Here is a 21,952-nt window from a genome sequence, read left to right on the forward strand (position 1 = left end):
GGGGTGGGCCCGCCCTTCCCCGCGAACTGGCGGACAACTACCAGGTCGGCGGTGCTGGGGGGCCGTCCATCGCGCGAACTGGCGGATGACTACCAGGTGGGTGGGGTGGGGGTGGCGTTGGTGCGGAGGCGGTCGGCGAGGGCGACGAGCTCGTCGCGCAGGGCGTCCGGGGTCAGCACCTCGAAGTCCCAGCCGAGCCCGGCGAGCAGGCGGGCCATGCCGTCGAGCCGCTCGGCGCGGGTCTCGAGCAGCACGCCGCACGGGTGGTCGCTCAGACGGCCCACGCTGCGCGGCAGCCGCTCGCGCGCCTCGGCGGGGCTCGTCCGGAGCACCACGCGCACCTCGTGCGACCAGCCGGCGGCGGCGATCCCGCCCTCCACCTGCGCCCGCGCGTCGAACTCGGCGGGCACGACGAAGGAGCCCTCCCCGGGCCGCACGGACGCGATCCGGTCCACGCGGAAGGTCCGCACGTCGTCGCGCGCGTGGTCGTGGCCCGTGGCGTACCAGCGGCCGGCGTGGAACACGACGCCGTAGACGTCCAGGTCGCGCTGCGACTCGCGGCCGTCCCACGCGGTGTACGTGATCGCCACGGTGCGGCGCGCACGGGCCGCCGCGGTCAGGTCAAGCAGCGTGTCGGCATCCGCGGGCGAGGCCGCGCGAGCGGGCGCGGTGAACTGCGCGGTCGTGAGCAGGTGGTCGAGCCGTCGGCGCAGCGTCTCCGGCAGGACGCGGGAGACCTTGGCGAGCGCGCTCGCGGCGGCCGCGTGGTCGGTGGTGGCGAGCCCCGCGCGTTGGGCCACGCGCAGGCCGAGCACCACGGCCACCGCCTCGTCGTCGGTGAGCATGAGCGGGGGCAGCTTGTACCCGGGGGCCAGGCGGTACCCGCCGTAGCGGCCGCGCTGCGACCTGACGGGGATCCCCAGGTCGGTGAGGTGCTCGGCGTAGCGGCGCACGGTCCGCTCGTCGACGCCGAGGTGCTCGGCCAGGTCCGCCACCGTGCGCTGCCCACCGGCCTGCAGCAGCTCGAGCATCGCGAGGACGCGGGCGGTCGGACGAGTCACGATCGGACCCGCCACGTCGATCCAGAAGTCGCGCGCAATACCGGGCGGATGCTGTCCACAATCCACCCTAGCGTGGCCGTCATGACCACCACCTACGTCCTCATCCCCGGCTTCTGGCTCGGCGCGCAGGTCTGGCGCCCCGTCACCGACGCGTTGCGCTCCCAGGGCCACACCGTGCACGCCGTCGACCTCACCGGCATGGGCGAGCGCGCCGACCTCGCGTCGCGCGAGACCGACCTGTCCACGCACGTCGACGACGTGGTGCACCTGCTCGAGCAGCAGGACCTGCACGACGTCGTCCTGGTCGGCCACAGCTACGGCGCCCTCGTGGCGACCGGTGCGGCCGATCGCGTGCCGGAGCGCATCGCGCGCCTGGTCTACGTGGACTCCGGTCCGCTGCCCGACGGCATGGCGCAGGCCGACTTCGACGGTCCTGAGGCGCGCACGGCCAACGAGGCGCTCGTCGAGGCCGGCGACGGCTGGCGGCTCCCGCCGCCGCCGTGGGGCGCGCTGGCCGCGGGCGTGGCCGGGGTCGACGACGAGGCCGTGGCCGCGCTGACCGCCGGGTCCCAGGCGCAGCCGTGGCGCACGGCCACGCAGCCCGTGGCCCTCACCGGCGCATGGGCGCACCTGCCCCGCACCGGGGTGCTGTGCAGCTTCACGCTGGAGGGCCTGCGGCAGATGGCGCCGCACGCGCCGACCTTCGCGCACATGGTCGACGGTGACTGGACCTACGTCGAGCTCCCGACGTGGCACTGGCCCATGGTCAGCCGCCCGGCCGACCTCGCCGAGGTGCTCGCGGCGGCCGGGAGCTGACCGTCGGCGGCGCGGTCAGAGCAGCTCGACCGCGTCCGCCTGCGGACCCCGGTCGCTCTGCCGGACCTTGAACCGGACGCGGTCACCCTCCTCGAGGACCTCACCGCCGCGGATGACCGAGACGTGCACGAACAGGTCGTCGCCGCCCGCGTCGGGGGCGATGAAGCCGAAGCCGCGCTCGTCGTCGTACCGCACCACCACTCCCTCGCCACCCCGGGCCGGGGCGTCCGACCGGCGCCCCGGTGCCGGGCGGCCACCGTGCCCGGCGCGACCGCGCGCCGGAGCCGACCGGTGGCCGTGGCCGCGCACCAGGCGCACGTTGCGCGCCTGCGGCCCGCGGTCGCTCTCGGCGACGTCGAACGTCACGCGGTCGCCCTCGACCAGCTCGGTCGCACCGCCCGCGAGCGCACTGGCGTGCGCGAACACGTCCTCGCCCCCCGCGTCGGGCGTCACGAACCCGAAGCCCTTCTCCGCGTCGTACCAGGTCACGGTGCCGTCGGCGCCGTCCGACGCGGCCTGGCGGCCCGCGTCGGCGCCCAGCGGCAGCAGGTGGTCCGCCTGCGGGCCCTTCTCTCCCTCGACCACCAGGAACGCAACCCGCTGACCCTCGGTGATCACGCCGCCGACGACGATGGCCGAGCTGTGCACGAAGATCTCCGCGCCACCACCGTCGGGCGTGACGAAGCCGTAGCCCTTGCCGGGCTCGTACCAGGAGACCGTGCCGAGCACGCCCACCGGGGCGTCGGCCGCGTGGTCGCCCGTGACCCGGACGCGGCGGGCCTGCGGTCCGCGCGCACCCTCGCCCACCTCGAACTCCACGGCCTGGCCCTCGCGCAGGAGGTTCGAGCCGTCGTCGTTCACCACCTCGGACGCGTGGACGAACAGGTCGTCGGACCCGTCGTCGAACGCGAGGAAGCCGAACCCTCGTTCGGCGTCGAACCAGCGGACGGTTCCCTGGGGCACGGTGACTCCTTGATCGGCGGGCGGTGCTGCAGCCTCCCAGTGTCCCCGACCGGAGCGCCCGTGCCCGACCCGCGCATCACGCCGGGGGCGCGCACGTCCGGGTCGGTCGGCTCGCCGCCCGAGAGGTAGCGCATCACCTCCGGGTCGCTGTCGAGCTCGATCAGCAGGTCCGCGTCGTCGGCGCGGAACGGGCGCAGGACCACGCGATCGGTCTCCAGGTACGTGCCCACGGCGGTCAGGATGCCGGAACCCGCACCGGACGCCGCGCTGACTCCTCAGGCCTGCGTGCGCCGGCCCCGCGCGTCGAGCCGCGCGACCGACTCCTGCACCGCACCGTGCAGCATGAGCTCCACGTCCCCCACCAGCCGGTACGGGTCCTCGACCATGCCCTGCGAGACCCACCGCAGCACCACGGCCAGCACGGCCGAGGTGTAGAAGTCGACGACGAGCGCGCGGTGGACCGGGCTCGCGGGCCCGCCCCCGCCGACCTCCTGGACCACCGCGGCGGTCACGGGCCGCATCTGCAGGAACAGGAAGCGCTCGAGCCCCGCACGGCCCAGCCCCTCGAGCACCGCGGTGGTCGACGAGCGGTTCTCCCGCAAGTACCCCATGAGGCGCACCAGGCCGTCCGCCCACGCGTCGTGGCTCGCCAGCAGCCGCACCTGCTCGGCGACCTCGGTCTCGAAGACCCACGCGGCCAGGTCCTGGACGTCGTGGAAGTGGTAGTAGAACGCCTGCCGCGTCAGGCCGCAGTCGCGTGTCAGGTGCGTGACGGTGACGCGGGCGAACGGCTCGGTGAGCAGACGCGCCTTGAGCGCGGCCGCGAGCGCGTCGCGCGCGTCGGCCCGCCGCGCGTCCTGGCCCTCGTCGTCGCTCACCCTTGTCTCAACGGAGCGCCGCACCCTCCTGGCGTAGGCCCAAGGTCCCCGAGCGGCCGTGGCCGGCCACGACGACGAGCCCGCCGACGCCCAGCTCTGGACACATCCGGACCGGTGTCCAGTGACCGCCGCGGACCGCCTTCCTACCGTCGGAGCACCCCCGGAGCCATGCCGGCCACGGGCCGTCCGCGAGGAGGTCGCGATGTTCTTGTTCGACTCCATCCCGTGGGAGTCGTGGGCGATGTGGTTCGTCGTCCTCGGCGCCCTCATCGTCCTGAACGAGGTCACGCGCCGCTGGAAGTGGGCCGGGATCGCGTTCTTCGTCGCGCTGCCGCTGTTCCTCACGCTGTTCGTCTGGCCGTCCACCGCGGGCGAGGGCTCCTCGACCGGCACCTGGTTCCACTGGGTCAAGGTGTACTCGGCGCTCGCGGGCTGCCTGGGCTTCATGCTGCTGCGGTACGTGGACAAGCTGGCCAAGAACCGCTGGATGCTGCTGTTCCCCGCGCTGATCCTCGCCATCAACATCTGCGAGGCCGTCATCCGCGACTTCCAGGTCGCGGGCCTGCAGGGCATGCATGACGGCGTGTTCATGGTGGGCGGCCCGTGGAACTACATGAACGGCATCGCGGGCATCCTCAACGCGCTCACCATCTGCGGCTGGGCCGGGATCATCGTCTCGCGGGACAAGTCCAAGGACATGATCTGGCCCGACATGCTGTGGTTCTGGATCATCGCCTACGACCTGTGGAACTTCGCGTACGTCTACAACTGCGTCGGCGACCACGCGTTCTACGCCGGTGCGGCGCTCCTGATCTCCTGCACCATCCCCGCGTTCTTCCTCAAGAAGGGCGCCTGGCTGCAGCACCGCGCACACACGCTCGCGCTGTGGATGATGTTCACGATGGCGGTCCCCGCGTTCGTCACGACGTCGCAGTTCTCCGTCCAGTCCTCGCACGACGAGACCGCGCTGTTCGTGGTCTCCGCACTCTCGCTCGCGGCCAACGTGGCCGTCGCGGTCTACCAGGTGCGCACCATCGTCACGCGCCGCCGCAACCCGCTGCGCGACGAGCTGTTCACGCACCTGCGCCCGTACCGCGAGGTGCTCGAGGCCAACGCCCCGCTGCCCGCGGCCGCCGCCACGCGCGCCGAGCAGCCGCTCGCCCACGCCTGACCCGGTCCCGGTCGCGGCGTCCCTGCCCGGGCGCCGCGGCCGGGCCGTCCGCGTCAGGCGGGCAGGAGGTTCCGGCGCGGGACCGTGGTCGAGTACACGACGCTCGTGGTGATGCCGCCGAGCGTCGCGAGCTTGCCGGTGATGCGCTCGAGGTCGCTCATGGACCGGGCGATCACCTTGATGACGAAGCAGTCGACACCCGTGACGTGGTGCGCCTCGACGATCTCCGGCGTGGTGGCGACCAGGTCGTGGAACGGGCGGTAGTTGCCCGACGGGTACGCCAGCCGGACGAACGCCATGATCGGGTAGCCCAGCGCCTCGGGGTCGACCGTCGCGGTGTACCCGGTGATGACGCCCGCATCGGTGAGCCGCCGCACGCGGTCGGCGGTCGCGCTGGGCGACAGGCTGATCGCACGCGCGAGGTCCGCGACGCTCAGCCTTCCGTCGCGCTGCAGCTGCTCGAGGATGCGGTGATCGGTCGTGTCGAGCTCGAGGCGTGAGATCGGCGGCACAGGTCGGAAGATACCGGCGGATCCACGCCCGCAGGCCCGGATCGCCGCGCATCGCCCGTGGTCGCGGCGCACGGGCCCGCGTTCGATGGGACCCATGCAGACCTCGATCACCGCCCGCGACTTCTACGCCGCCAAGCTCCTGTACGAGACCGACCCGGCCGACCTGGCCGCCGACCGCGCGGCCGGCCGCGGGCCCGTCGTCGTCGACGTCCGCTCCGCCGAGGGCTGGCGGCAGGGGCGGATCCCCGGAGCCGTCCACGTCCCGGGCGCCGAGCTCTCGGCCCGCGTGCACGAGGTGCTCCCGGACCTCGACGCCGAGGTGGTCGTGTACTGCTGGGGTCCCGGCTGCAACGGCAGCACGTGGGGTGCGTACGCGTTGGCCGAGCTCGGCTACACGCGCGTGCGCGAGCTCATCGGCGGGTACGAGTACTGGGTGCGCGAGGGCTTCGCGACCGTGACCGACGACGGCCGCACGCGCCGCGACCCCGACCCGCTGACCGCGCCGGCTTGACCTGCCTCACCCGCGTGATCGACCTGCCGCGTGCGCGAGCGACGGGTCGATCACGCGGGGGCGGGCGGGCTCGGTGGTGTCGACGACGACCGACGCCCGCTCCCACGGTCGCGCGAGCGCGTGGTAGATCCGCTGCGCGCCCTCGTACCGATCCAGCAGCAGGTCGGCGACGGACTCGTCGAGACCGCCCCGGCGCCGCATCCGCTCGCGCGCCACGGCGAACGGCACGTCCAGGTACACCGAGCGGTCCCACAGGCCGACGAGCTCGTCGCGCAGCAGGAACGTCCCCTCCACCACGACGAGCGTGCCGTCGGCGCCCGCCCGCCGCACGGCGGCCGTCAGCCGGTCGTGGTCGTACGTGTCGAGCCAGAACCCCTCCGGCGAGAACCGGCCGCGCGCGTGCCGGACGTCGGCGGGGCGGAAGAAGTCGTCGGCGTGCAGCAGCGCCACCGCGCGCGGTGCGACGTGCTCGACGAGCGCGCCGGCGAACGTGCTCTTGCCGCTCGCACCGATCCCGTCGATCGCCACGAGCGCCCGGCCCCGGGCGGGCAGCCCGTCGAGCACCCGGTCGACGACTTCTCGCACGTCTGGCGTCACCGGCTCGTCTGCGCCTGGCCCTGCTCGACGGGTCGGACCGGGATGTCCGTGAGCCTGAAGGGCTCGACACCGAGCGCGGCGCCCACCTGCACGGCGACCTCGTCGAGCGGTCCGACGTCGGGGTAGACCACGCTGAACGTGCGCGGTCCGGTCAGGACGCCGAGCGTCTCCAGGTCCGCGAGCGGGAGCCACTGCTCGTGCCCGTCATCGCTCACGCCCGCCAGGTGGTCGGTCGGGTAGACCGCGGTCCCGCCGCGCAGCATCACCAGGCCCGACGCCGAGCGCTGCACGGTCCACGCGTCACCGCGGTAGTGCCACACGCCGGACAGGAACGCCACGCCGGCACGCGCGCCCTCGTCGAGCGGCTCGATCCGCAGGTCCACGACGACGTGCCCGTCCACCAGGCGGGCCTGCGGTGCCGTGATGCGGTACCGCCCGGCGCTGTCGACGACGACGCCCTCCTCGCCGGTGCCCACCGGCCCCTCGAACGGGGGCAGCTCGCCCTTCGTGGTGACCTCCGTGGTCGTCGTGGTGGTCGACGTCAGGGTCACGGTGACGCGCCGGTTGCGGGCGCGCGCCTCGTCGTCGGTGTTCGCGACGACGGGCTCGGCCTCGCCCCGGCCCTCCGTCCGCAGCGTGAAGCGCGTGGTGTCGATCCGGCGCCCGAGCTCGGCCGCGACCGCGGCGGCACGACGCTCCGAGAGCTCCTGGTTGTAGGCGTCGCTCGCGACGTCGTCCGTGTGCCCCACCACCAGGACGGTCCCGGGCTCGCGGTCCGCCAGGTGCGCCGCCGCGGCGTCGAGCGCGTCGCGCGCCCGGCTCGTGAGCTCCGCCGAGTCGACCGCGAACAGCACGTCGGCCCCCAGCGTGACCCGGACCTCCTCGGTGCTGGTGAGCGTCTCGACCGCGCCCTCGAGCTCGGCGGTGAAGGCCTCCAGCTCGGCCACGGGCGCCTCGGCCACCCTCCCCAGGTCCAGGGGCGCGGTCGGGTCCACGACCTGCTCGCCGGGCAGGTCGAGCGGTGGGAGCTCGCCGTCCACCACGGGGACCGCGGGCACGTAGGGCCCGCCGGGCACGAACACGCCGATCGAGCCAGAGCCCGCAGGCGGCGCCGCGTACGCGGTCTGCAGCCGCATCGTCGTCCCCGGGTCGAGCGCGATGAAGTCATGACCCGACGTGACGGCGTCGCCCTCGGTGTCGACCGCGACGGTGTGCACCACGTCGCGCTCGAGGTCCACGAGGCGGAGCCCCGCGAGCGACGGGAGCCGCAGCACACCGGTGCCGCCGAGTGCCGACGCGAGGAACGCCGGGTCCCCGCCCGTCTCCGGCATCGTGAGGTCGAGCGTCAGGACCGCGTGCTCGCCCACCCGGACCACCGGCAGCACGTCGACCTGCACGTCCGCACCCGCGAGGTGGAGCGTCGTGGTGGCCGCCGGCTGCGTCGGGTCGGGACCCGGTGCGGGTGTCGACGACGCGTCCGGTCCGGGAGCGGGCTCGTCGGCCGCGTCGCACCCGACGAGCAGGGCGACACACAGCGCGGCAGCCAGGGTGAGGACGAGCGGGCGGCGCATCACGGGCTCCTCGGGTCGGGCGACGAGCCGCACACGCTACCGGCGGGGCCCGGACCGCGGGGCCCTGCGGCGTCGGTGACCGCCCCTCGGGACGGTGCCGCGAACGCCGTCGTCGCGTCAGCCGCGGCCGGTACATTCGCCCCGGACGGGCCGGCAGACCGGCCGGCGACCCACGGAAGGATCCCGGTGGACCAGCTCACCAAGGGGACGAACGCCCCGCTCCACGCATCCCGCGTCACGCTCACGGTCGACGTGCCGGCTCCCGCCGACCTCTCGGCGCTGCTCGTCACCGAGGACGGCAAGGTGCGCACCGATGCCGACTTCGTGTTCTACAACCAGCCGACCGGACCGGGTGTCCGGTGCGTGCAGCCGACCGCCGGGCAGGCCTGGCGCGTCGAGGTGGACCTGGCCGCCGTCCCGGCCGACGTGCACGCGGTCCGCCTGGTCACGAGCCTCGACGACGCGTCCGCGACGTTCGGCGGCATCGGGCAGCCCGTCGCGCACGTGAGCGACGACGCCGGCACACCGCTGTTCGCGTTCCCCATGACGGGGCTGACCACCGAGAGCATCGTCGTCGCGCTCGAGGTGTACCGGCGCGCGGGTGCGTGGAAGGTGCGCGCCGTCGGTCAGGGCTACGCGGGCGGGCTCGCGGACCTGATCACGGACCACGGCGTGAGCGTCGAGGACGCTCCGCCCCCTCCCGCACCGGCACCGGTCGCGGCACCCGTGCCGCCTACGCCGGTCGCGCCCGCCCCCGCAGCGCCGCCTCCCGCGCCGGCCGCACCCGCCGAGCCGGCCGAGGTGCAGCTCACCAAGGCGCGTCCCGTCAGCCTGTCCAAGGGTCAGAAGGTCACGCTGACCAAGGACGGCGGGGTCGCGCTCACCATGGTCCGCATGGGCCTGGGGTGGGACCCCGTGCGCAAGCGCGGGATGTTCGGCAGCCGCGAGGTGGAGATCGACCTCGACGCCTCTGCGGTGCTGCTCGCGGGCACCGAGCCGGTGGACGTCGCGTTCTACAACAACCTGCGCACGCGCGACGGCTCGGTGCAGCACACCGGCGACAACCGCACGGGTGAGGGCGACGGCGACGACGAGACGATCCTCATCGACCTCACGCGCGTCCCCGTGCACGTGACGAGCGTGATGCTCGTCGTGAGCTCGTACGAGGGGCACACGTTCGAGCAGGTCCAGAACGCGTTCTGCCGACTGGTGGACCACACCACGGGCGCCGAGCTGGCGCGCTACACGCTCGCGGGCGGCATGCCGCACACCGGGATGATCATGGCCCGCGTGTACCGGCAGGGCTCGGCGTGGAAGCTGCAGGCCGTGGGTGAGGGCATCCAGGCCCGCACGCCCTCGGACGCGATCCCGGCGCTCATCCGGTACCTGGGGTGAGCTCACCGCTCGAGCTCGCCAAGGGCCAGAACGCGGCGTGGCCCGACGCGGCCGTGCTGGTCGAGGTGAGCGGGTCCGCGGTCGCGGACTGCGACGTCTCGGCGCTGCTGGTGGACGGGCAGCACCGGGTCGCGTCCTCCGACGACTTCGTGTTCTACAACCAGCCGGCCGCACCGGGCGCGACGCTCGAGGCCGGCACCCCGGCGCGCGTCCGCCTCGACCTCGCGGCCGTCCCCGCCCGGGTCCAGGCCGTGCTGTGCGTGGTGAGCGTGGACCCGGACCGCCCCCCGCTGGGGGCGTTGCCGCCGGTCACGGCGGTGCTGCGCGGTCCGGACGGCGCCGAGCGCGCGCGGTTCACGCTCACGGGCCTGACCAGCGAGCGCGCGGTCGTCGCCGTCGAGGTGTACCGCCGCGGGCCCGCGTGGAAGGTGCGCGCCGTGGGGCAGGGGTACGACGGCGGGCTCGCGCAGGCCGTCACCGCGCACGGCGTCGAGGTGCACGACGAGGCACCGGCGAGCCCCGTGGCCGGCCCGCCTCCGGCCCCGCGCCCGGACCGGTCACCCACCCCCGGACCCGCCGACGCACCCGCGGGGCCGCTGCCGCCCGGCACCAGCGACGGCGAGCGCCTGCTGCGTCAGTCCACCGCGATCTTCGAGGACGCCGCACGCTCCACGGCCGCGCTGAGGTCGAGCGTGGGGTACGCCGACGCCCGGCGCGAGCAGGCCCTGGCGGAGATCGTCGCGGACCCCCGGCTGCGCCACGGCCCCGAGCACGAACGTGCGGCCGCGGCCGCGGAGCGGGACCACGCCGACCTCGTCGGGCGCGCGCGTGAGCGGCACGACGACGACCTGCGCCAGCTCGCGAGCGAGCTCGCGGAGTACGAGCGCCGGCTGCCGGCCGCGATGGCGCCGTGGGCGGCCGGTGCGTGGCAGGGGTGGCGCCCGCCCGAGCAGCACGCGCCGGCCGTGCGCGTCGGCGACCTGCACGTGGAGGAGGCGCCGTGGCTGCGCTTCCCGATGCTCGTGCCCGTGCCGCTGCCGCGCCCGCTGTGGGTCGACACGGCGTCGGGTGCCGAGGCCGAGGCCGTGCGCGTCACACGTGCGCTGGTCACCCGCCTGCTCGCCGCGTACCCGGCGGGCGGGCTCGAGCTGCTCGTGATCGACCTGGGCGGGGGCCTGGCGCCCGCCCTCGGTGCGCTCGCGCAGCCGGGCAGCCGCGTGATGACCAGCCCGGCGGCCACGTCGGTGGCCGCGGCGGGTGAGGTGCTCGACTCGCTGGTGCGCCGCGTGGACCTGGTCCAGATGGCCCGCTCGGCCGGTGCGCTCGACGCGCTGGACGGCGGTGCCGCGGACCGCCTGTTGGTGGTGCACGACTTCCCGACCGCGCTGGACGACGCGGCCGTCGGACGCGTGCGCTACCTGGTGGACGAGGGGCCCTCGGCCGGCGTGCAGGTGCTCCTCACGGGTGAGCTCAGCCCGGTGCTGAGCGGCAGCCCGTTGATCACCGGGCTGTTCCGCGAGTCCCTGCGCCTGCCGCTCGAGCCCGACGACCACCTGGCCGAGGGCTGGACGGGCACCGCGTGGCGCTACACGCCCGACCCGGGCCCCGAGGACGTGACCGTGCTGGACGGCGTGCTGCGGTCCGCTGCCGGAACCACCTGGCCCTGACGGCCAGCGCGCCGGTGCGCGCCGCGCGGTCGACCATGGGCGTCACGGCAGCGCATGCGGGGAGGGTCCATGAGCACGATCGCGGTCACCGGCGCCTCGGGTCACGTGGGCGGCCTCGTCGTGCGGCTCCTGCAGCAGGACGGGCTCCCGGTGCGGATGCTCACGCGGGATCCGGCGAGCCCGCGTCTGCCCGCCCCGGCCGCAGGAAGCGCGGTCGCTCGCGTGGACTACGCGGATGCGGGGCTGAGCACGGACGCGCTGCGGGGCGTGGACGTGCTGCTCATGGTCTCGGCGCACGAGAGCGCCACGCGCGTGGCCGAGCACGCGACGTTCGTCGACGCCGCGGCACGAGCCGGCGTGCGCCATGTGGTCTACACGTCCTTCGCCGCGGCGGCGCCCGACGCGACGTTCACGCTCGCCCGGGACCACGCCGCGACCGAGCAGCACCTGCGCGCCTCGGGCATGGCCTGGACGTTCCTGCGCGACAACCTCTACCTGGACTTCCTCGAGCAGATGGTCGGTCCGGACGGCGTGATCCGCGGCCCCGCAAGCGACGGGCGGTGCGCCGCGGTGGCGCGCGCGGACGTCGCACGGGTCGCCGCCGCGGTGCTCGCCGAGCCGGCGGCGCACGCGGGCCGTACGTACGACCTGACCGGGCCGGAGTCGCTCTCGTTCGACGACGTGGCGCGCATCGTGGGCGAGGTGCGCGGCACGCACGTGGAGTTCCACGACGAGACGGTCGAGGAGGCGTACACCTCCCGCGCGGGCTACGGCGCCCCGCGGTGGCAGGTCGACGCGTGGGTCTCGACGTACACCGCGATCGCGAGCGGCGTGATGGCGCAGCCCACGCACGACGTCGAGCGGATCACCGGACGCCGGCCGACCAGCCTGGCCGAGCTCCTGCGCGGGGTGGGCTGACGGGCCGATTCAGGCGGCGCGCGCGCCGGCCCGGGCGTCCGTGCTGGTGGTGATCACCACGACCACCACCACCGCGCCCAGCAGCACGAGCACGTGCGGACGCGCCGCCGCGAGCGCGAGGCAGCCCGCCGCCGCGAGCCCCCGCCCGAGCGCCGGCCCCAGGTGCAGCGCACGCCGGTAGTCCGCCTCTCCGATCAGGAACAGCGCCACGCCGCCGCCGACCAGCCACGCGACGGCGGGCTCGGGCCGGTGCAGCGGCTCCTCGAGCGCGTGGTGCAGCCCCGAGCCGAGCAGCGTGAGCCCGACGAGCATGACCAGGTGGTCCAGGTAGAAGCCGCGCAGCGCCACGGCGGTGCGTCGGCGCGGCTCGACCGCCTCGAGCGCGTGCGCGGCGCGCGCGTCGTCACCCGAGAAGTAGCACCACCACAGCGCGGCCACGACGCCGACGACGAGCACGGCCGCACCCACGGTGGCGGCCTCGAGCCCGTGCCCGCCGACCGCCGCCCCGAGCGAGACGACCGACTCCCCGAGCGCGATGATCATCAGCAGCCCGTGGCGCTCGACGAAGTGCTCCCCCGCGAGGTCGAACGGAGACCGGACCGCGATCGCGGCGGCGACCACGCAGAGCACCAGGGGCGCCGCCAGCAGCGCGGGCGCCGGCTCGTGCAGGCGGCCCGCCAGCACCAGGGCGAGGCCGATCGCGACGTTGAGCGGCATGACGCGCGTCATGACGCGCGCGCTCGTGGGTCCGCCGAGCGCGATGAACAGCCCGCCGTGGATCAGCGCGGCGGCGACGTAGGCCCATCCCAGGACGGTCGAGCCGCCGTGCACCAGGTCCGGTATCGCGAGCGCGACCACCAGGAACGCGGCCATCGCGGCCACGAGCAGGACGCGGACCGGCGTCGTGTCGGGCACGGCCTGGTTGGTCAGCCACACGTACGCGTCGTACATCCACCAGACGGCGGCCATGACGAGCACCGCCCGCCCGACCGTCACCGCGCCGGGGTCCACCGCGACCGCGCGCGCGACCTGGCTGACGGTCAGCACGAAGACGAGGTCGAGCAGCAGCTCGAGGCTCGAGGCGCGTGCGGCGGTCCGCCGCACGCGGTGGGCGGGGTGGCCGTCCGCGGCCCCCGGAGGGACAGTCACGCGCCGATCGTACGAACGCCGCCCGCTGCGCGGGCGGGATCGGGGGCCCAACCCTTGACAGATTCTCTTGTCAAGGGGACGGTGGACGCATGCAGGACGTCGAGGTCATCGAGGACGCCCACGCGGCGGCGGCCGCGCTGGACCCGGTCCGGGCGCGCCTGCTCGGCGAGCTCGCGAGGCCGTCGTCGGCGGCCGGTCTCGCGGCACGCGTGGGCATCACCCGCCAGAAGGTCAACTACCACCTGCGCGCCCTCGAGGCGCACGGCCTGGTGGAGCTCGCCGAGGAGCGCCGGCACGGCGGCCTCACCGAACGCGTGCTGCGGGCCACGGCGTCGTCGTACGTCGTGTCACCGGCCGCGGTCAGCGCGGGAGCCGCCGATCCGGACGCGTCCGCCGACCACCTCTCGGCCGGCTACCTCGTCGCGCTGGCCGGCCGGGTGGTCCGGGAGGTGGGCGCGCTGGCCCGTCGCGCGGGTGCGTCCGGCGGGCGTCTGCCCACCCTGACCATCGACACCCGGATCGGCTTCCGCTCGGCCGCCGACCGCGCAGCGTTCGCCGACGAGCTCACCGCGGCCGTGCTGGACCTGGCCGCCCGCTACCACCACGACGACGGGCGCCCCCACCGGCTCGTCGTCGCCGCCCACCCCGTACCCGAGGAGACGCCATGACCACCGCACCCACCGTCCCGTACCGCCTGACGTTCAGCGTCGAGGTCCCGGGCACGCCCGAGCAGGTCTGGCACGCGATCGCCACGGGCGCGGGGATGAGCGCATGGTTCCTGCCCACGCGGATCGAGGAGCGCGAGGGCGGCGCGCTGCACATCAGCATGGGTCCAGGCATGGGCTCGGACGGCCACGTCACGCAGTGGGAGCCGCCGCGCCGGCTGACCTACCAGGAGGACTGGGCCGCGCTCATGGGCCAGGAGCCCGACGCGGTCAGCCCGCTGACGTCCGAGTTCCTGGTCGAGGCGCGGTCCGGGGGCACGTGCGTCGTGCACGTCACGTCCAGCGGGTTCGGCCGGGGCGCGGCGTGGGAGCAGGAGTTCTGGGACGACATGGGACCCGGCTGGATGCCGTACTTCGACAACCTGCGCCTGTACCTCACGCAGTTCCCGGGCCAGGACGCCACGCTCCTCGAGGCCACCGCGACGCACCCCGGCGACGACGCGACGCTGTGGTCCGCCCTGCGTGCCGCGCTGCCGCTGGGCGACGAGGGCACCCCCGCCGCGCTGCGCGGCGGCATGACCGGGACGGTCGAACGCGTGGGTGAGCGGCAGGCGCTGGTCCGCCTCACGGGCCCGGTGCCCGGGATGCTCAACGCCTACGCGCACGCGATGGGGGACGGGCAGGCGGCGGTGGGCGTGCGGGCCTACCTGTTCTCCGCCGAGGCGGCCGAGCACGTGGAGCGCGAGCAGCCCGCCTGGCAGTCCTGGCTCGAGGACCTGCCGCGCCCGTCCTGACGCGCACCCGCGGGCCGCGCGTCCGCCGACCGCGTGGCAGGGTGACCGCATGGGGCTCGCGCGGACCGCTGCTGCGCTCGTGCGTGCGTCGCACGCCCCGCCCACCGTGGCGGTCACCGCGTTCGCGGGCGCGTTCGCATGGGGCGTCGGGGCCTCGGCGGGGCGGGCCGGGCAGGTCGCGCTCGCGGTGCTGGCCGGGCAGCTCTCGGTCGGGTGGTCCAACGACTGGATCGACGCGGCGCGGGACCGCGCGGTCGGCCGGTCGGACAAGCCCGTCGCCGCCGGCGCCCTCACGGTGCGCACGGTCCGGACCGCGGCTCTCGTGGCCGCCGGCGCGTGCGTGGCGCTGTCCTTCGCGCTCGGAGTCCCCGCCGGGGCGGTGCACGTGGTCGCGGTCGCGTCGGCGTGGAGCTACAACGCGTGGCTCAAGGCCACTCCGTGGTCCTGGGCGCCGTACGCGTTCTCGTTCGGGCTGCTGCCCTCGGTCGCGACGCTCGCGCTGGCCGCTCCGCACGTCGCGCCCGTGACGACGACGGCCGCGGCGGCCCTCCTGGGCGTCGGCGCGCACCTGGCGAACGTGCTGCCGGACCTGGAGGACGACGCGGCGACGGGGGTCCTGGGCCTGCCCCACCGGATCGGCCGGCGTGCCACGACGCTCGCCGCGGTCACGCTCCTGCTCGGGGCGACCGCTCTCGTCGTGCTCGGCACCCCGGGCGGTGCGACCGGTGCGGGTCTCGTCGCGCTCGGCCTCGCCGCGGGGCTGGCCGCGAGCGCGGCGTGGGTCGCGGCGTGGCGGCCCGGACGCCGCTACCCGTTCCTCGCGGCGATCGGGGTCGCGGCCGTGACGGTCGCGGTGCTGGTAGGCGCGGGCTGAGCCACCGGCCCTGCGGGCCCGCCGGGTGCGTGCGACGATCCCGACATGTCCCGGATCGTGGCGGTCGCCCCCGTGCTCCCCGACCACGTCTACCCGCAGGCCCGGATCGCGGACGAGCTGGCCGGACTGCTCACGGCCGACCCCGCGCGGCGCGCGCTGCTGACCCGCCTGCACACGTCGTGCGGCGTGGAGCAGCGGCACCTGGCGCTCCCGCTCGACCGGTACGGGGCGCTGGGCTCGTTCGACGAGACGAACGCGCTGGCGACGGCGTGCGGGCTCGACCTCGCGGAGCGGGCCGTGCGCGCGGCGTTGGCGGGTGCGGGGCTCGAGCCGCACGACGTCGACCACGTGATGCTCACGTCGGTCACCACGATCGGCGCACCGTCGATGGACGCGATGCTCGTCGAGCGCCTGGGCCTGCGGCCCGACGTGACGCGGCTGCCGAGCTTCGGGCTCGGGTGCGCGGGCGGCGCGGCCGGGCTGGCCCGCGTGCACGACCACCTGACCGCGCACCCCGACCAGGTGGCCGTCCTGGTCTCGGTCGAGCTGTGCTCGCTGACGCTGCAGCGTGACGACGACTCGACCGCCAACCTCGTCGCGGGCGGGCTGTTCGGTGACGGCGGCGCGGCCGTCGTCATGGCGGGGCGCGACCGTCCGGCACCCCGCGCCGCCGCGGCGCGGCACGCGTGGGACCGCGCACCCGTGGTGCTGGGCGCACGCAGCGCGCTGTACCCGGGCACGTCCGACGCGCTGGGCTGGCAGGTGGGCGGCTCGGGGCTGCGGATCGTGCTCTCGGGCGGCCTGCCCGACGCGGTCCGCGCCCACGTCGCCGACGACGCGAAGGCGCTCCTCACGGCGATCGGCGCCGTCCCGGACGACGTGGGCGCGTGGCTGGTGCACCCGGGCGGCCCGAAGATCCTCGAGGCCGTGCAGGAGGCGCTCGACCTGCCGGCCGGTGCGTTGACGCGCTCGTGGGCCAACCTGGCGCGTGCGGGCAACCTGTCCTCGGCGTCGGTCCTGCACGTGCTCGCGGATGCGATGGACACGGGCGGCTCCCCGGCAGCGCCGGGGTCGCTGGGTGTGGCGCTCGCGTTCGGTCCGGGCGTGGGTGCCGAGCTCGTCGCGCTGCGCTGGCCGGACGGGCAGGGGCACGCCGCATGAGCCTCACGCTGTACGTGGCGCTCGTCGTCGCGACCGGGCTCGAACGGCTCGCCGAGCTCGTGGTGTCCGCCCGGCACGCGCGCTGGTCCTTCGCGCGCGGCGGCCGGGAGAGCGGACGCGGCCACTTCCCCGCGATGGTCGCGCTGCACACCGGGCTGCTGGTGGCGTGCGTGGCCGAGGCCGTGCTCGCGGACCGACCGTTCCTGCCGTGGCTCGGGTGGCCCGCACTCGTCGTGGTCCTCGCGTCGCAAGCGCTGCGCTGGTGGTGCATCCGGGTGCTCGGGCCGCAGTGGAACACGCGCGTCATCGTGGTCCCGGGCCTGGGGCTGGTCGCCCGCGGCCCCTACCGGCTGCTGCGGCACCCGAACTACGTCGCGGTGGTCGCGGAGGGCGTCGCGCTCCCGCTCGTGCACACCGCGTGGGTCACGGCTCTCGCGTTCACGGTGCTCAACGCGGTGCTGCTGCTCGGGTTCCGGATCCCCGCCGAGGAGCGCGCACTGGCCGACTCGCGGGCGGCGTGAGCCCGGTGGCGGGCGACGTCGACGCGGACGTGCTCGTCGTCGGCGGCGGACCCGTGGGACTGGCGGCGGCGATCGAGGCCCGGCTCGCGGGCCTGTCCGTGGTGGTGCTCGAGCCGCGGGCGGGGCCGGTGGACAAGGCGTGCGGCGAGGGGCTCATGCCGGGCACTCTCGCGGCGCTGACGCGGCTGGGCGTGGACCCGACCGGGCACGCGCTCGCGGGGATCGCGTACGTGGGCGGGCGGCGGCGCGTGGAGCACGCGTTCTCCGGCGGCGTCGGGCGCGGGGTGCGGCGCACCGTGCTGCATGCGGCGCTGGCGCGGCGCGCGGCGGCCCTGGGTGTGGTGGCGGTGTCGCGGCGCGCCACCGACGTGCGGCAGGACGCGTCCGGCGTCGTCGTCGACGGGCTGCGTGCGCGGCACGTCCTGGCGTGCGACGGGCTGCACTCGCCGGTCCGGCGGATGCTCGGGCTCGAGGCCGGGGCACGACGATCGGGCGGACCCGACCGGCGCCGGTACGGGCTGCGCCGGCACTACCGGGTCGCGCCGTGGGGCGACCTGGTCGAGGTCCACTGGGCGCCGCACGCGGAGGCGTACGTGACCCCGGTCGGTCCGGGCCTGGTGGGGGTCGCGGTGCTCGGGCCGGCGCGCACGGACCTGGACGCGACGCTCTCCGTGCTGCCCGCGCTGGCCGAGCGCCTCACGGGCGCCGAGCCGGACGGGCCGGTGCGCGGGGCCGGGCCGCTGCGCCAGCGCACCACCGCGCGCACGGCGGGCCGCGTGCTGCTGGTCGGCGACGCGTCGGGCTACGTCGACGCGCTCACGGGCGAGGGGCTGCGCGTCGGGCTGGCGCAGGCCGCCGCGGCGGTCGCGCACCTGCACGACCCGGCGGGCTACGAGCGGGCGTGGAACCGCGCGACGCGCGACTACCGGGTGCTCACGTCGGGCCTCGTCGCCGCCGCGACCTCGCCCGCGCGGGGCGGCATCGTGCCGCTGGCCGCGACCCTTCCCGGCGTGTTCGGCGCGGTCGTCGAACGCCTGGCCCGCTGACCCTTGACGACGGCACTTGTTTTTTGCACGTGTGGGCGAACCGGACGACCGCTCACCGAGGGAGAAGCACCATGACCGCGATGTTCGTCAATCTGCCCGTGACCGACCTCGAGCGCGCCAAGGCCTTCTACACCGCGCTCGGGTTCCGCCTGAACCCGCAGTTCTCCGACCACAACGCCGCCTGCCTGGTGGTCGAGGACGGGCACAGCTACTTCATGATCCTGGTGCGCGAGTACTTCCAGACGTTCACGGACCTCCCGCTGGGCGACCCCGCGGTCGCGCCTTCGGTCTCGACCGCGATCTTCCTCGACAGCCGCGACGCGGTCGACGAGCGGGTCGCGGCCGGGCTCGCGGCGGGCGGCTCGGAGGACCGCCCGGCCGCGGACTACGGGTTCATGTACCAGCGGCAGGTGTCCGACCCCGACGGCAACATCCTCGAGTTCGGGTACATGGACCCCGTCGCCGCCGAGCAGGGCCCCGAGGCCGTCGCGGCTCAGCAGGCCTGACCACGTGGCCGCACGCGACTACGGGCAGTACTCCGGGATCTCGCAGGCCCTGGAGCTGATCGGCGAGCGGTGGGCGCTGCTCATCGTGCGCGACCTGCTGGTGGGACCCCGCCGCTACGGCGAGCTGGCGGCGGGGCTCCCCCGGATCCCGAGCAACATCCTGGCCACGCGCCTCAAGGAGCTCCAGGCCGCGGGCGTGCTGCGGCGCGTGCCGCGCTCACGCGTGATCGTCTACGAGCTCACGCCGTACGGGCGCGAGCTCGAACCCGTCGTGCTCGCGCTGGGCGCGTGGGGCTTCAAGGCACTGGGCGAGCCGCGCGACGAGCAGGTCATCACGCGCGAGTCGCTGACCATCGACCTGCGCACGGCGTTCCGCCCGCAGGTCGCGGCCGCGCTGCCCGCGACGGCGTACCGCGCGCGGCTGGGCGCCACCGAGCTGCTGATCCGCGTGGACGGTCCGGCGCTCGACGTGGCCTCCGGCGACGGCCCGGCCGACCTCGCGTTCGCCACCGGACCCGACCTGCGCCGCGTCATCACCGGTGAGCTCGCACCCGACCGCGCGATCGCCACCGGCGTCGTCGAGGTGCTGCACGGCCCGGGCGGGCTGCTCGACCGGTTCGCGAGCACCTTCCACCTGGCCGCGTGACCCCCGGGGTCAGAGGGCCCGCCCCGCGGGTGCCGCGGTGACCAGCGCGACGGCTCGTTCGACCTCGGCGCGGCCGTGGGGCTCGGTGTCGAGCGCGCGGTGGATGGTCAGCCCTTCGATCAGCGCGTCGAGCAAGCGGGCCGTCGGCGGGTCGAAGTGCCGTTCCAGGGCGTGCCGGCTGCGCGCCATCCACTCGTGCGTGAGCCGGCGGTAGCCGGGATCGCGCGCCGCGAGCGTGTACAGCTCGTGCGTGAGGACCAGCTCGCGCGGGTCCACCAGGAGGTCGGCGGTGATCAGCTGGACCACCGCGTCGCGCGCCTCGTCGAGCGTCGTCGCGCGGGACAGGTACTCCTCGAAACGGTCGCTCACCACGTGCGCGAACCGCGTGAACGCCGCACGGAGCAGCTCGTCGGCGTCGGCGAAGTGGTAGCTGATCGAGCCGAGCGGCACGTCCGCCGCGGCCGCGATGCGCCGGGTCGAGGCCCCTGCGACACCCGACTCGCCGATCACCTGCAGGCACGCCTCGACGATGCGCTCGCGCCGCTCGGGGTCGTGCCGCCGTGTCCGGCGCTCGGTCATCGCTGCTCTCCGGGCGTGATCGTGCGGACCACGCGCGCGGGGTTGCCCACCGCGACGACGTTCGCAGGCAGGTCCCGCACGACCACCGACCCCGCGCCGACCACGGTGTTCTCCCCGATGGTCACGCCCGGGCAGACGATCACGCCTCCGCCGAGCCACACGTTGTCCCCGAGGGTGATCGGCTGGGCCGCCTCGAGCTTGTCCCGACGAGGCTGCGGGTCCACCGGGTGCGTGGGCGTCAGGAGCTGCACCTGCGGACCGATCTGGCAGTCCTCGCCGATGGTGATGGTCGCGACGTCCAGCGCCGTCAGGCCCGAGTTCACGAACGTGCGCGCGCCGACGTGGATGTTCTCGCCGTAGTCGACCGCGAGCGGCGGCTTGATGAACGCGCCCTCGCCGAGCGAGCCCAGCAGCTCGGCCAGGATCGAGCGGGCCCGCTCGTCGTCGGCCGCCACCACCGCTCGGTGGTACTCGTCCACCAGGACGGTCGCGCGCCGCGCGATGCGCTCGTTCTCCGGGTCGTCGGCGATGTACAGGTCACCGGCGAGCATGCGCTCACGCTGCGTGCGGGGGTCGCCGGCGAAGTAGTCGGGGGTCGTCATGTGGTCGATCGTACAGATGCTATGTACGATCGACCACAGCCACCCCGCCACCTCTCGGAGATCCATGTCGCCCGTCCCGCCCACGGCTCGCCGCGCGCGCGCCGCCGTCTCGGCCGTGTTCCTGGTCAACGCCGTGCTGTACGCCAACCTGGTGCCGCGTCTGCCCGAGCTGAAGGACCGTCTCGAGCTGAGCAACGCCGCGCTCGGCACCGCGATCGCCGCGATGCCGCTCGGCGCGCTGGTCGCCGGCCTCCTGGCGCCGCTGCTCATCCAGCGCCTCGGCTCCGCGGCGGTCGCGTCGTTCGGGCTGGTCACGCTCGCGGCCGCCGTGACCGCCGTGCCGTTCGCCGGCGGCTGGGGCGTGCTCGCACTGCTGTTCGCCGTCGCGGGCGCGCTCGACGCCGTGATCGACGTCGCGCAGAACGCGCACGGCTTCCGTGTCCAGCGCCTGTACGGGCGCTCGATCGTCAACGCGTTCCACGGCCTGTGGAGCGTCGGGGCGGTGCTGGGCGGACTGCTCGGCTCGGCGGCCGCCGGGCTCGAGGTCCCGCTGCCCGCGCACATCGCCACGACGTCGGCCGTGTTCGCGCTCGTCGCCGTGGTGGCCTTCCGGTTCCTGCTGCGCGGACCCGAGGACTCCGAGCGCTCGGCCGACGACGCGCCGGACGAGCCCCATCCCGGCGCGCGGTCGTTGCGCCATGTGACCGGCCGCACCGTGCTGCTGCTCGCCGCGCTCGGCGTGCTCGCCGCGTGCGGGGCGTTCGTCGAGGACGCCGGCTCGTCCTGGGGTGCGCTGTACCTGCGGGGCGAGGTCGGTACCGGTGCGGCCGCCGCCGGGCTCGCGTTCGTCGCGCTCCAGGTCGCCATGACCGTCGGGCGGCTCACGGGCGACCGCGTCGTGGACCGGTTCGGCCAGCGACGCGTCGCCCGCACGGGCGGGATCGCCATCGCGGCCGGGCTCGGCCTCGCGCTCGGGTTCCCGTCCCTGGCCACCACGCTGATCGGGTTCGCGCTCGCCGGGCTCGGCGTGGCCACCCTGGTCCCCGCCGTCATGCACGCCGCCGACGAGCTGCCGGGGCTGCCCGCGGGCGTCGGCCTGACCGTGGTGAGCTGGCTGCTGCGCGTCGGGTTCCTGGTCTCGCCCACGCTCGTCGGGCTCGTCGCCGATGCGGTCAGCCTGCGGGCGGCACTGCTCGCCGTCGTGGGTGCGGGCGTGCTCGTCGCCACGCTCGGGCGCATCCTGGTGCCCGCGCGGTCCGGGACGGTCGAGCCCGGCGTGGCGGTCCCCGTCTCGGGCGGACCGGCCGCGACCCCGCACGCCTGACGCGCCCGACATCCGGCGTGACCTC

Annotated in this window: 25 protein-coding genes; 15 read left to right on the forward strand and 10 right to left on the reverse strand. The window is 75.2% G+C overall.

Features of this window, described 5'->3' with window-relative positions; genetic code table 11:
- Positions 1-89: 89 nt before the first annotated feature.
- The gene (locus CELGI_RS14965) at positions 90-1,061 is read right to left on the reverse strand and encodes a helix-turn-helix transcriptional regulator (protein WP_013884979.1); all 972 of its coding nucleotides are present in this window, start codon (positions 1,059-1,061) and stop codon (positions 90-92) included.
- An 81-nt stretch (positions 1,062-1,142) separates the two neighbouring features.
- Here CELGI_RS14965 and CELGI_RS14970 point away from each other — a divergent pair, with 81 nt between their 5' ends.
- The gene (locus CELGI_RS14970) at positions 1,143-1,877 is read left to right on the forward strand and encodes an alpha/beta fold hydrolase (RefSeq protein WP_041574226.1); all 735 of its coding nucleotides are present in this window, start codon (positions 1,143-1,145) and stop codon (positions 1,875-1,877) included.
- A 15-nt stretch (positions 1,878-1,892) separates the two neighbouring features.
- On the opposite strand, the gene CELGI_RS17790 is transcribed toward CELGI_RS14970, so the two are convergent.
- The 3 genes from CELGI_RS17790 to CELGI_RS14980 are packed head-to-tail and all read right to left on the reverse strand — an operon-like array spanning position 1,893 to position 3,718.
- Positions 1,893-2,840 (reverse strand): cold-shock protein, encoded by a 948-nt coding sequence (locus CELGI_RS17790; RefSeq protein ID WP_013884981.1) that lies wholly within the window; start codon positions 2,838-2,840, stop codon positions 1,893-1,895.
- The gene (locus CELGI_RS17840; RefSeq protein WP_407636804.1) at positions 2,735-3,070 is read right to left on the reverse strand and encodes a GNAT family N-acetyltransferase; all 336 of its coding nucleotides are present in this window, start codon (positions 3,068-3,070) and stop codon (positions 2,735-2,737) included. The genes CELGI_RS17790 and CELGI_RS17840 overlap by 106 nt, the downstream gene beginning before the upstream one ends.
- 45 nt (positions 3,071-3,115) lie before the next feature.
- Positions 3,116-3,718, reverse strand: coding sequence for a TetR-like C-terminal domain-containing protein (locus CELGI_RS14980; protein WP_013884982.1), 603 nt, complete (start codon positions 3,716-3,718; stop codon positions 3,116-3,118).
- Positions 3,719-3,920: 202 nt separating this feature from the next.
- Between CELGI_RS14980 and CELGI_RS14985 the strand changes: the two genes are divergently transcribed.
- Positions 3,921-4,889 (forward strand): DUF5692 family protein, encoded by a 969-nt coding sequence (locus CELGI_RS14985; RefSeq protein ID WP_013884983.1) that lies wholly within the window; start codon positions 3,921-3,923, stop codon positions 4,887-4,889.
- Positions 4,890-4,942: 53 nt separating this feature from the next.
- On the opposite strand, the gene CELGI_RS14990 is transcribed toward CELGI_RS14985, so the two are convergent.
- Entirely contained in the window at positions 4,943-5,401 is a 459-nt protein-coding gene (locus tag CELGI_RS14990; RefSeq protein WP_013884984.1) for an Lrp/AsnC family transcriptional regulator, read from the reverse strand.
- Between the two features lie 85 nt (positions 5,402-5,486).
- Here CELGI_RS14990 and CELGI_RS14995 point away from each other — a divergent pair, with 85 nt between their 5' ends.
- Positions 5,487-5,912, forward strand: coding sequence for a rhodanese-like domain-containing protein (locus tag CELGI_RS14995; RefSeq protein WP_013884985.1), 426 nt, complete (start codon positions 5,487-5,489; stop codon positions 5,910-5,912).
- A 6-nt stretch (positions 5,913-5,918) separates the two neighbouring features.
- Here CELGI_RS14995 and CELGI_RS15000 read toward each other — a convergent pair whose 3' ends face one another.
- Entirely contained in the window at positions 5,919-6,509 is a 591-nt protein-coding gene (locus CELGI_RS15000; RefSeq protein ID WP_013884986.1) for an AAA family ATPase, read from the reverse strand.
- On the reverse strand, positions 6,506-8,080 hold the full coding sequence (locus tag CELGI_RS15005) for an OmpA family protein (RefSeq protein ID WP_013884987.1): 1,575 nt from the start codon (positions 8,078-8,080) through the stop codon (positions 6,506-6,508). The genes CELGI_RS15000 and CELGI_RS15005 overlap by 4 nt, the downstream gene beginning before the upstream one ends.
- Positions 8,081-8,266: 186 nt before the next feature.
- Here CELGI_RS15005 and CELGI_RS15010 point away from each other — a divergent pair, with 186 nt between their 5' ends.
- From CELGI_RS15010 to CELGI_RS15020, 3 genes are all read left to right on the forward strand, one after another.
- Positions 8,267-9,475 carry a TerD family protein gene (locus CELGI_RS15010; protein ID WP_013884988.1) on the forward strand — a complete coding sequence of 403 codons (1,209 nt, stop codon included), beginning with the start codon at positions 8,267-8,269 and terminating at the stop codon, positions 9,473-9,475.
- Positions 9,472-11,142: a TerD family protein gene (locus tag CELGI_RS15015; protein ID WP_013884989.1), complete on the forward strand. Its 1,671-nt coding sequence runs from the start codon at positions 9,472-9,474 to the stop codon at positions 11,140-11,142. The genes CELGI_RS15010 and CELGI_RS15015 overlap by 4 nt, the downstream gene beginning before the upstream one ends.
- Before the next feature lie 69 nt (positions 11,143-11,211).
- Positions 11,212-12,060 (forward strand): SDR family oxidoreductase, encoded by an 849-nt coding sequence (locus CELGI_RS15020; protein WP_013884990.1) that lies wholly within the window; start codon positions 11,212-11,214, stop codon positions 12,058-12,060.
- A 9-nt stretch (positions 12,061-12,069) separates the two neighbouring features.
- Here CELGI_RS15020 and CELGI_RS15025 read toward each other — a convergent pair whose 3' ends face one another.
- Complete coding sequence (locus CELGI_RS15025; protein WP_013884991.1) at positions 12,070-13,209, reverse strand: low temperature requirement protein A; 1,140 nt, start codon at positions 13,207-13,209, stop codon at positions 12,070-12,072.
- 89 nt (positions 13,210-13,298) lie between these two features.
- Here CELGI_RS15025 and CELGI_RS15030 point away from each other — a divergent pair, with 89 nt between their 5' ends.
- The 8 genes from CELGI_RS15030 to CELGI_RS15065 all read left to right on the forward strand — a co-directional run bounded on the left by CELGI_RS15030 (position 13,299) and on the right by CELGI_RS15065 (position 19,422).
- Positions 13,299-13,877, forward strand: a complete 579-nt coding sequence (locus tag CELGI_RS15030) for an ArsR/SmtB family transcription factor (RefSeq protein ID WP_013884992.1) — start codon at positions 13,299-13,301, stop codon at positions 13,875-13,877.
- Positions 13,874-14,668: an SRPBCC family protein gene (locus tag CELGI_RS15035; protein ID WP_013884993.1), complete on the forward strand. Its 795-nt coding sequence runs from the start codon at positions 13,874-13,876 to the stop codon at positions 14,666-14,668. The genes CELGI_RS15030 and CELGI_RS15035 overlap by 4 nt, the downstream gene beginning before the upstream one ends.
- Positions 14,669-14,717: 49 nt before the next feature.
- Complete coding sequence (locus CELGI_RS15040; RefSeq protein WP_013884994.1) at positions 14,718-15,542, forward strand: UbiA family prenyltransferase; 825 nt, start codon at positions 14,718-14,720, stop codon at positions 15,540-15,542.
- Between the two features lie 45 nt (positions 15,543-15,587).
- A complete protein-coding gene (locus tag CELGI_RS15045; RefSeq protein ID WP_013884995.1) occupies positions 15,588-16,703 on the forward strand; it encodes a type III polyketide synthase in 1,116 nt (371 codons plus the stop codon).
- Positions 16,700-17,224 carry an isoprenylcysteine carboxyl methyltransferase family protein gene (locus tag CELGI_RS15050; protein WP_013884996.1) on the forward strand — a complete coding sequence of 175 codons (525 nt, stop codon included), beginning with the start codon at positions 16,700-16,702 and terminating at the stop codon, positions 17,222-17,224. The genes CELGI_RS15045 and CELGI_RS15050 overlap by 4 nt, the downstream gene beginning before the upstream one ends.
- A complete protein-coding gene (locus tag CELGI_RS15055; RefSeq protein WP_013884997.1) occupies positions 17,221-18,270 on the forward strand; it encodes an NAD(P)/FAD-dependent oxidoreductase in 1,050 nt (349 codons plus the stop codon). Before CELGI_RS15050 ends, CELGI_RS15055 begins: the two co-directional genes overlap by 4 nt.
- A 71-nt stretch (positions 18,271-18,341) precedes the next feature.
- Positions 18,342-18,776, forward strand: a complete 435-nt coding sequence (locus CELGI_RS15060) for a VOC family protein (protein WP_013884998.1) — start codon at positions 18,342-18,344, stop codon at positions 18,774-18,776.
- 4 nt (positions 18,777-18,780) lie between these two features.
- The gene (locus tag CELGI_RS15065) at positions 18,781-19,422 is read left to right on the forward strand and encodes a winged helix-turn-helix transcriptional regulator (protein WP_013884999.1); all 642 of its coding nucleotides are present in this window, start codon (positions 18,781-18,783) and stop codon (positions 19,420-19,422) included.
- A gap of 9 nt (positions 19,423-19,431) precedes the next feature.
- On the opposite strand, the gene CELGI_RS15070 is transcribed toward CELGI_RS15065, so the two are convergent.
- Both CELGI_RS15070 and CELGI_RS15075 read right to left on the reverse strand, forming a co-directional pair.
- Entirely contained in the window at positions 19,432-20,001 is a 570-nt protein-coding gene (locus CELGI_RS15070) for a TetR/AcrR family transcriptional regulator (RefSeq protein ID WP_013885000.1), read from the reverse strand.
- Positions 19,998-20,603, reverse strand: a complete 606-nt coding sequence (locus CELGI_RS15075; protein ID WP_041574231.1) for a sugar O-acetyltransferase — start codon at positions 20,601-20,603, stop codon at positions 19,998-20,000. Before CELGI_RS15075 ends, CELGI_RS15070 begins: the two co-directional genes overlap by 4 nt.
- 64 nt (positions 20,604-20,667) lie before the next feature.
- On the opposite strand from CELGI_RS15075, the gene CELGI_RS15080 reads away from it, so the two are divergent.
- The gene (locus CELGI_RS15080) at positions 20,668-21,927 is read left to right on the forward strand and encodes an MFS transporter (protein WP_013885002.1); all 1,260 of its coding nucleotides are present in this window, start codon (positions 20,668-20,670) and stop codon (positions 21,925-21,927) included.
- Positions 21,928-21,952: the final 25 nt, after the last annotated feature.

The sequence above is a fragment of the Cellulomonas gilvus ATCC 13127 genome, assembly GCF_000218545.1.
GTDB lineage: Bacteria > Actinomycetota > Actinomycetes > Actinomycetales > Cellulomonadaceae > Cellulomonas > Cellulomonas gilvus.

Excerpts from the sequence above, each read along its gene's own strand:
- CELGI_RS14995 (WP_013884985.1), top strand. The coding sequence starts at position 5,487 with ATGGGACCCATGCAGACCTCGATCACCGCCCGCGACTTCTACGCCGCC.
- CELGI_RS15060 (WP_013884998.1), top strand. The coding sequence starts at position 18,342 with ATGACCGCGATGTTCGTCAATCTGCCCGTGACCGACCTCGAGCGCGCC.
- CELGI_RS15005 (WP_013884987.1), bottom strand. The coding sequence starts at position 8,080 with ATGCGCCGCCCGCTCGTCCTCACCCTGGCTGCCGCGCTGTGTGTCGCC.
- CELGI_RS15080 (WP_013885002.1), top strand. The coding sequence starts at position 20,668 with ATGTCGCCCGTCCCGCCCACGGCTCGCCGCGCGCGCGCCGCCGTCTCG.
- CELGI_RS15075 (WP_041574231.1), bottom strand. The coding sequence starts at position 20,603 with ATGACGACCCCCGACTACTTCGCCGGCGACCCCCGCACGCAGCGTGAG.
- CELGI_RS15070 (WP_013885000.1), bottom strand. The coding sequence starts at position 20,001 with ATGACCGAGCGCCGGACACGGCGGCACGACCCCGAGCGGCGCGAGCGC.
- CELGI_RS15040 (WP_013884994.1), top strand. The coding sequence starts at position 14,718 with ATGGGGCTCGCGCGGACCGCTGCTGCGCTCGTGCGTGCGTCGCACGCC.
- CELGI_RS14985 (WP_013884983.1), top strand. The coding sequence starts at position 3,921 with ATGTTCTTGTTCGACTCCATCCCGTGGGAGTCGTGGGCGATGTGGTTC.
- CELGI_RS14970 (WP_041574226.1), top strand. The coding sequence starts at position 1,143 with ATGACCACCACCTACGTCCTCATCCCCGGCTTCTGGCTCGGCGCGCAG.
- CELGI_RS15050 (WP_013884996.1), top strand. The coding sequence starts at position 16,700 with ATGAGCCTCACGCTGTACGTGGCGCTCGTCGTCGCGACCGGGCTCGAA.
- CELGI_RS15035 (WP_013884993.1), top strand. The coding sequence starts at position 13,874 with ATGACCACCGCACCCACCGTCCCGTACCGCCTGACGTTCAGCGTCGAG.
- CELGI_RS15020 (WP_013884990.1), top strand. The coding sequence starts at position 11,212 with ATGAGCACGATCGCGGTCACCGGCGCCTCGGGTCACGTGGGCGGCCTC.
- CELGI_RS15030 (WP_013884992.1), top strand. The coding sequence starts at position 13,299 with ATGCAGGACGTCGAGGTCATCGAGGACGCCCACGCGGCGGCGGCCGCG.
- CELGI_RS15045 (WP_013884995.1), top strand. The coding sequence starts at position 15,588 with ATGTCCCGGATCGTGGCGGTCGCCCCCGTGCTCCCCGACCACGTCTAC.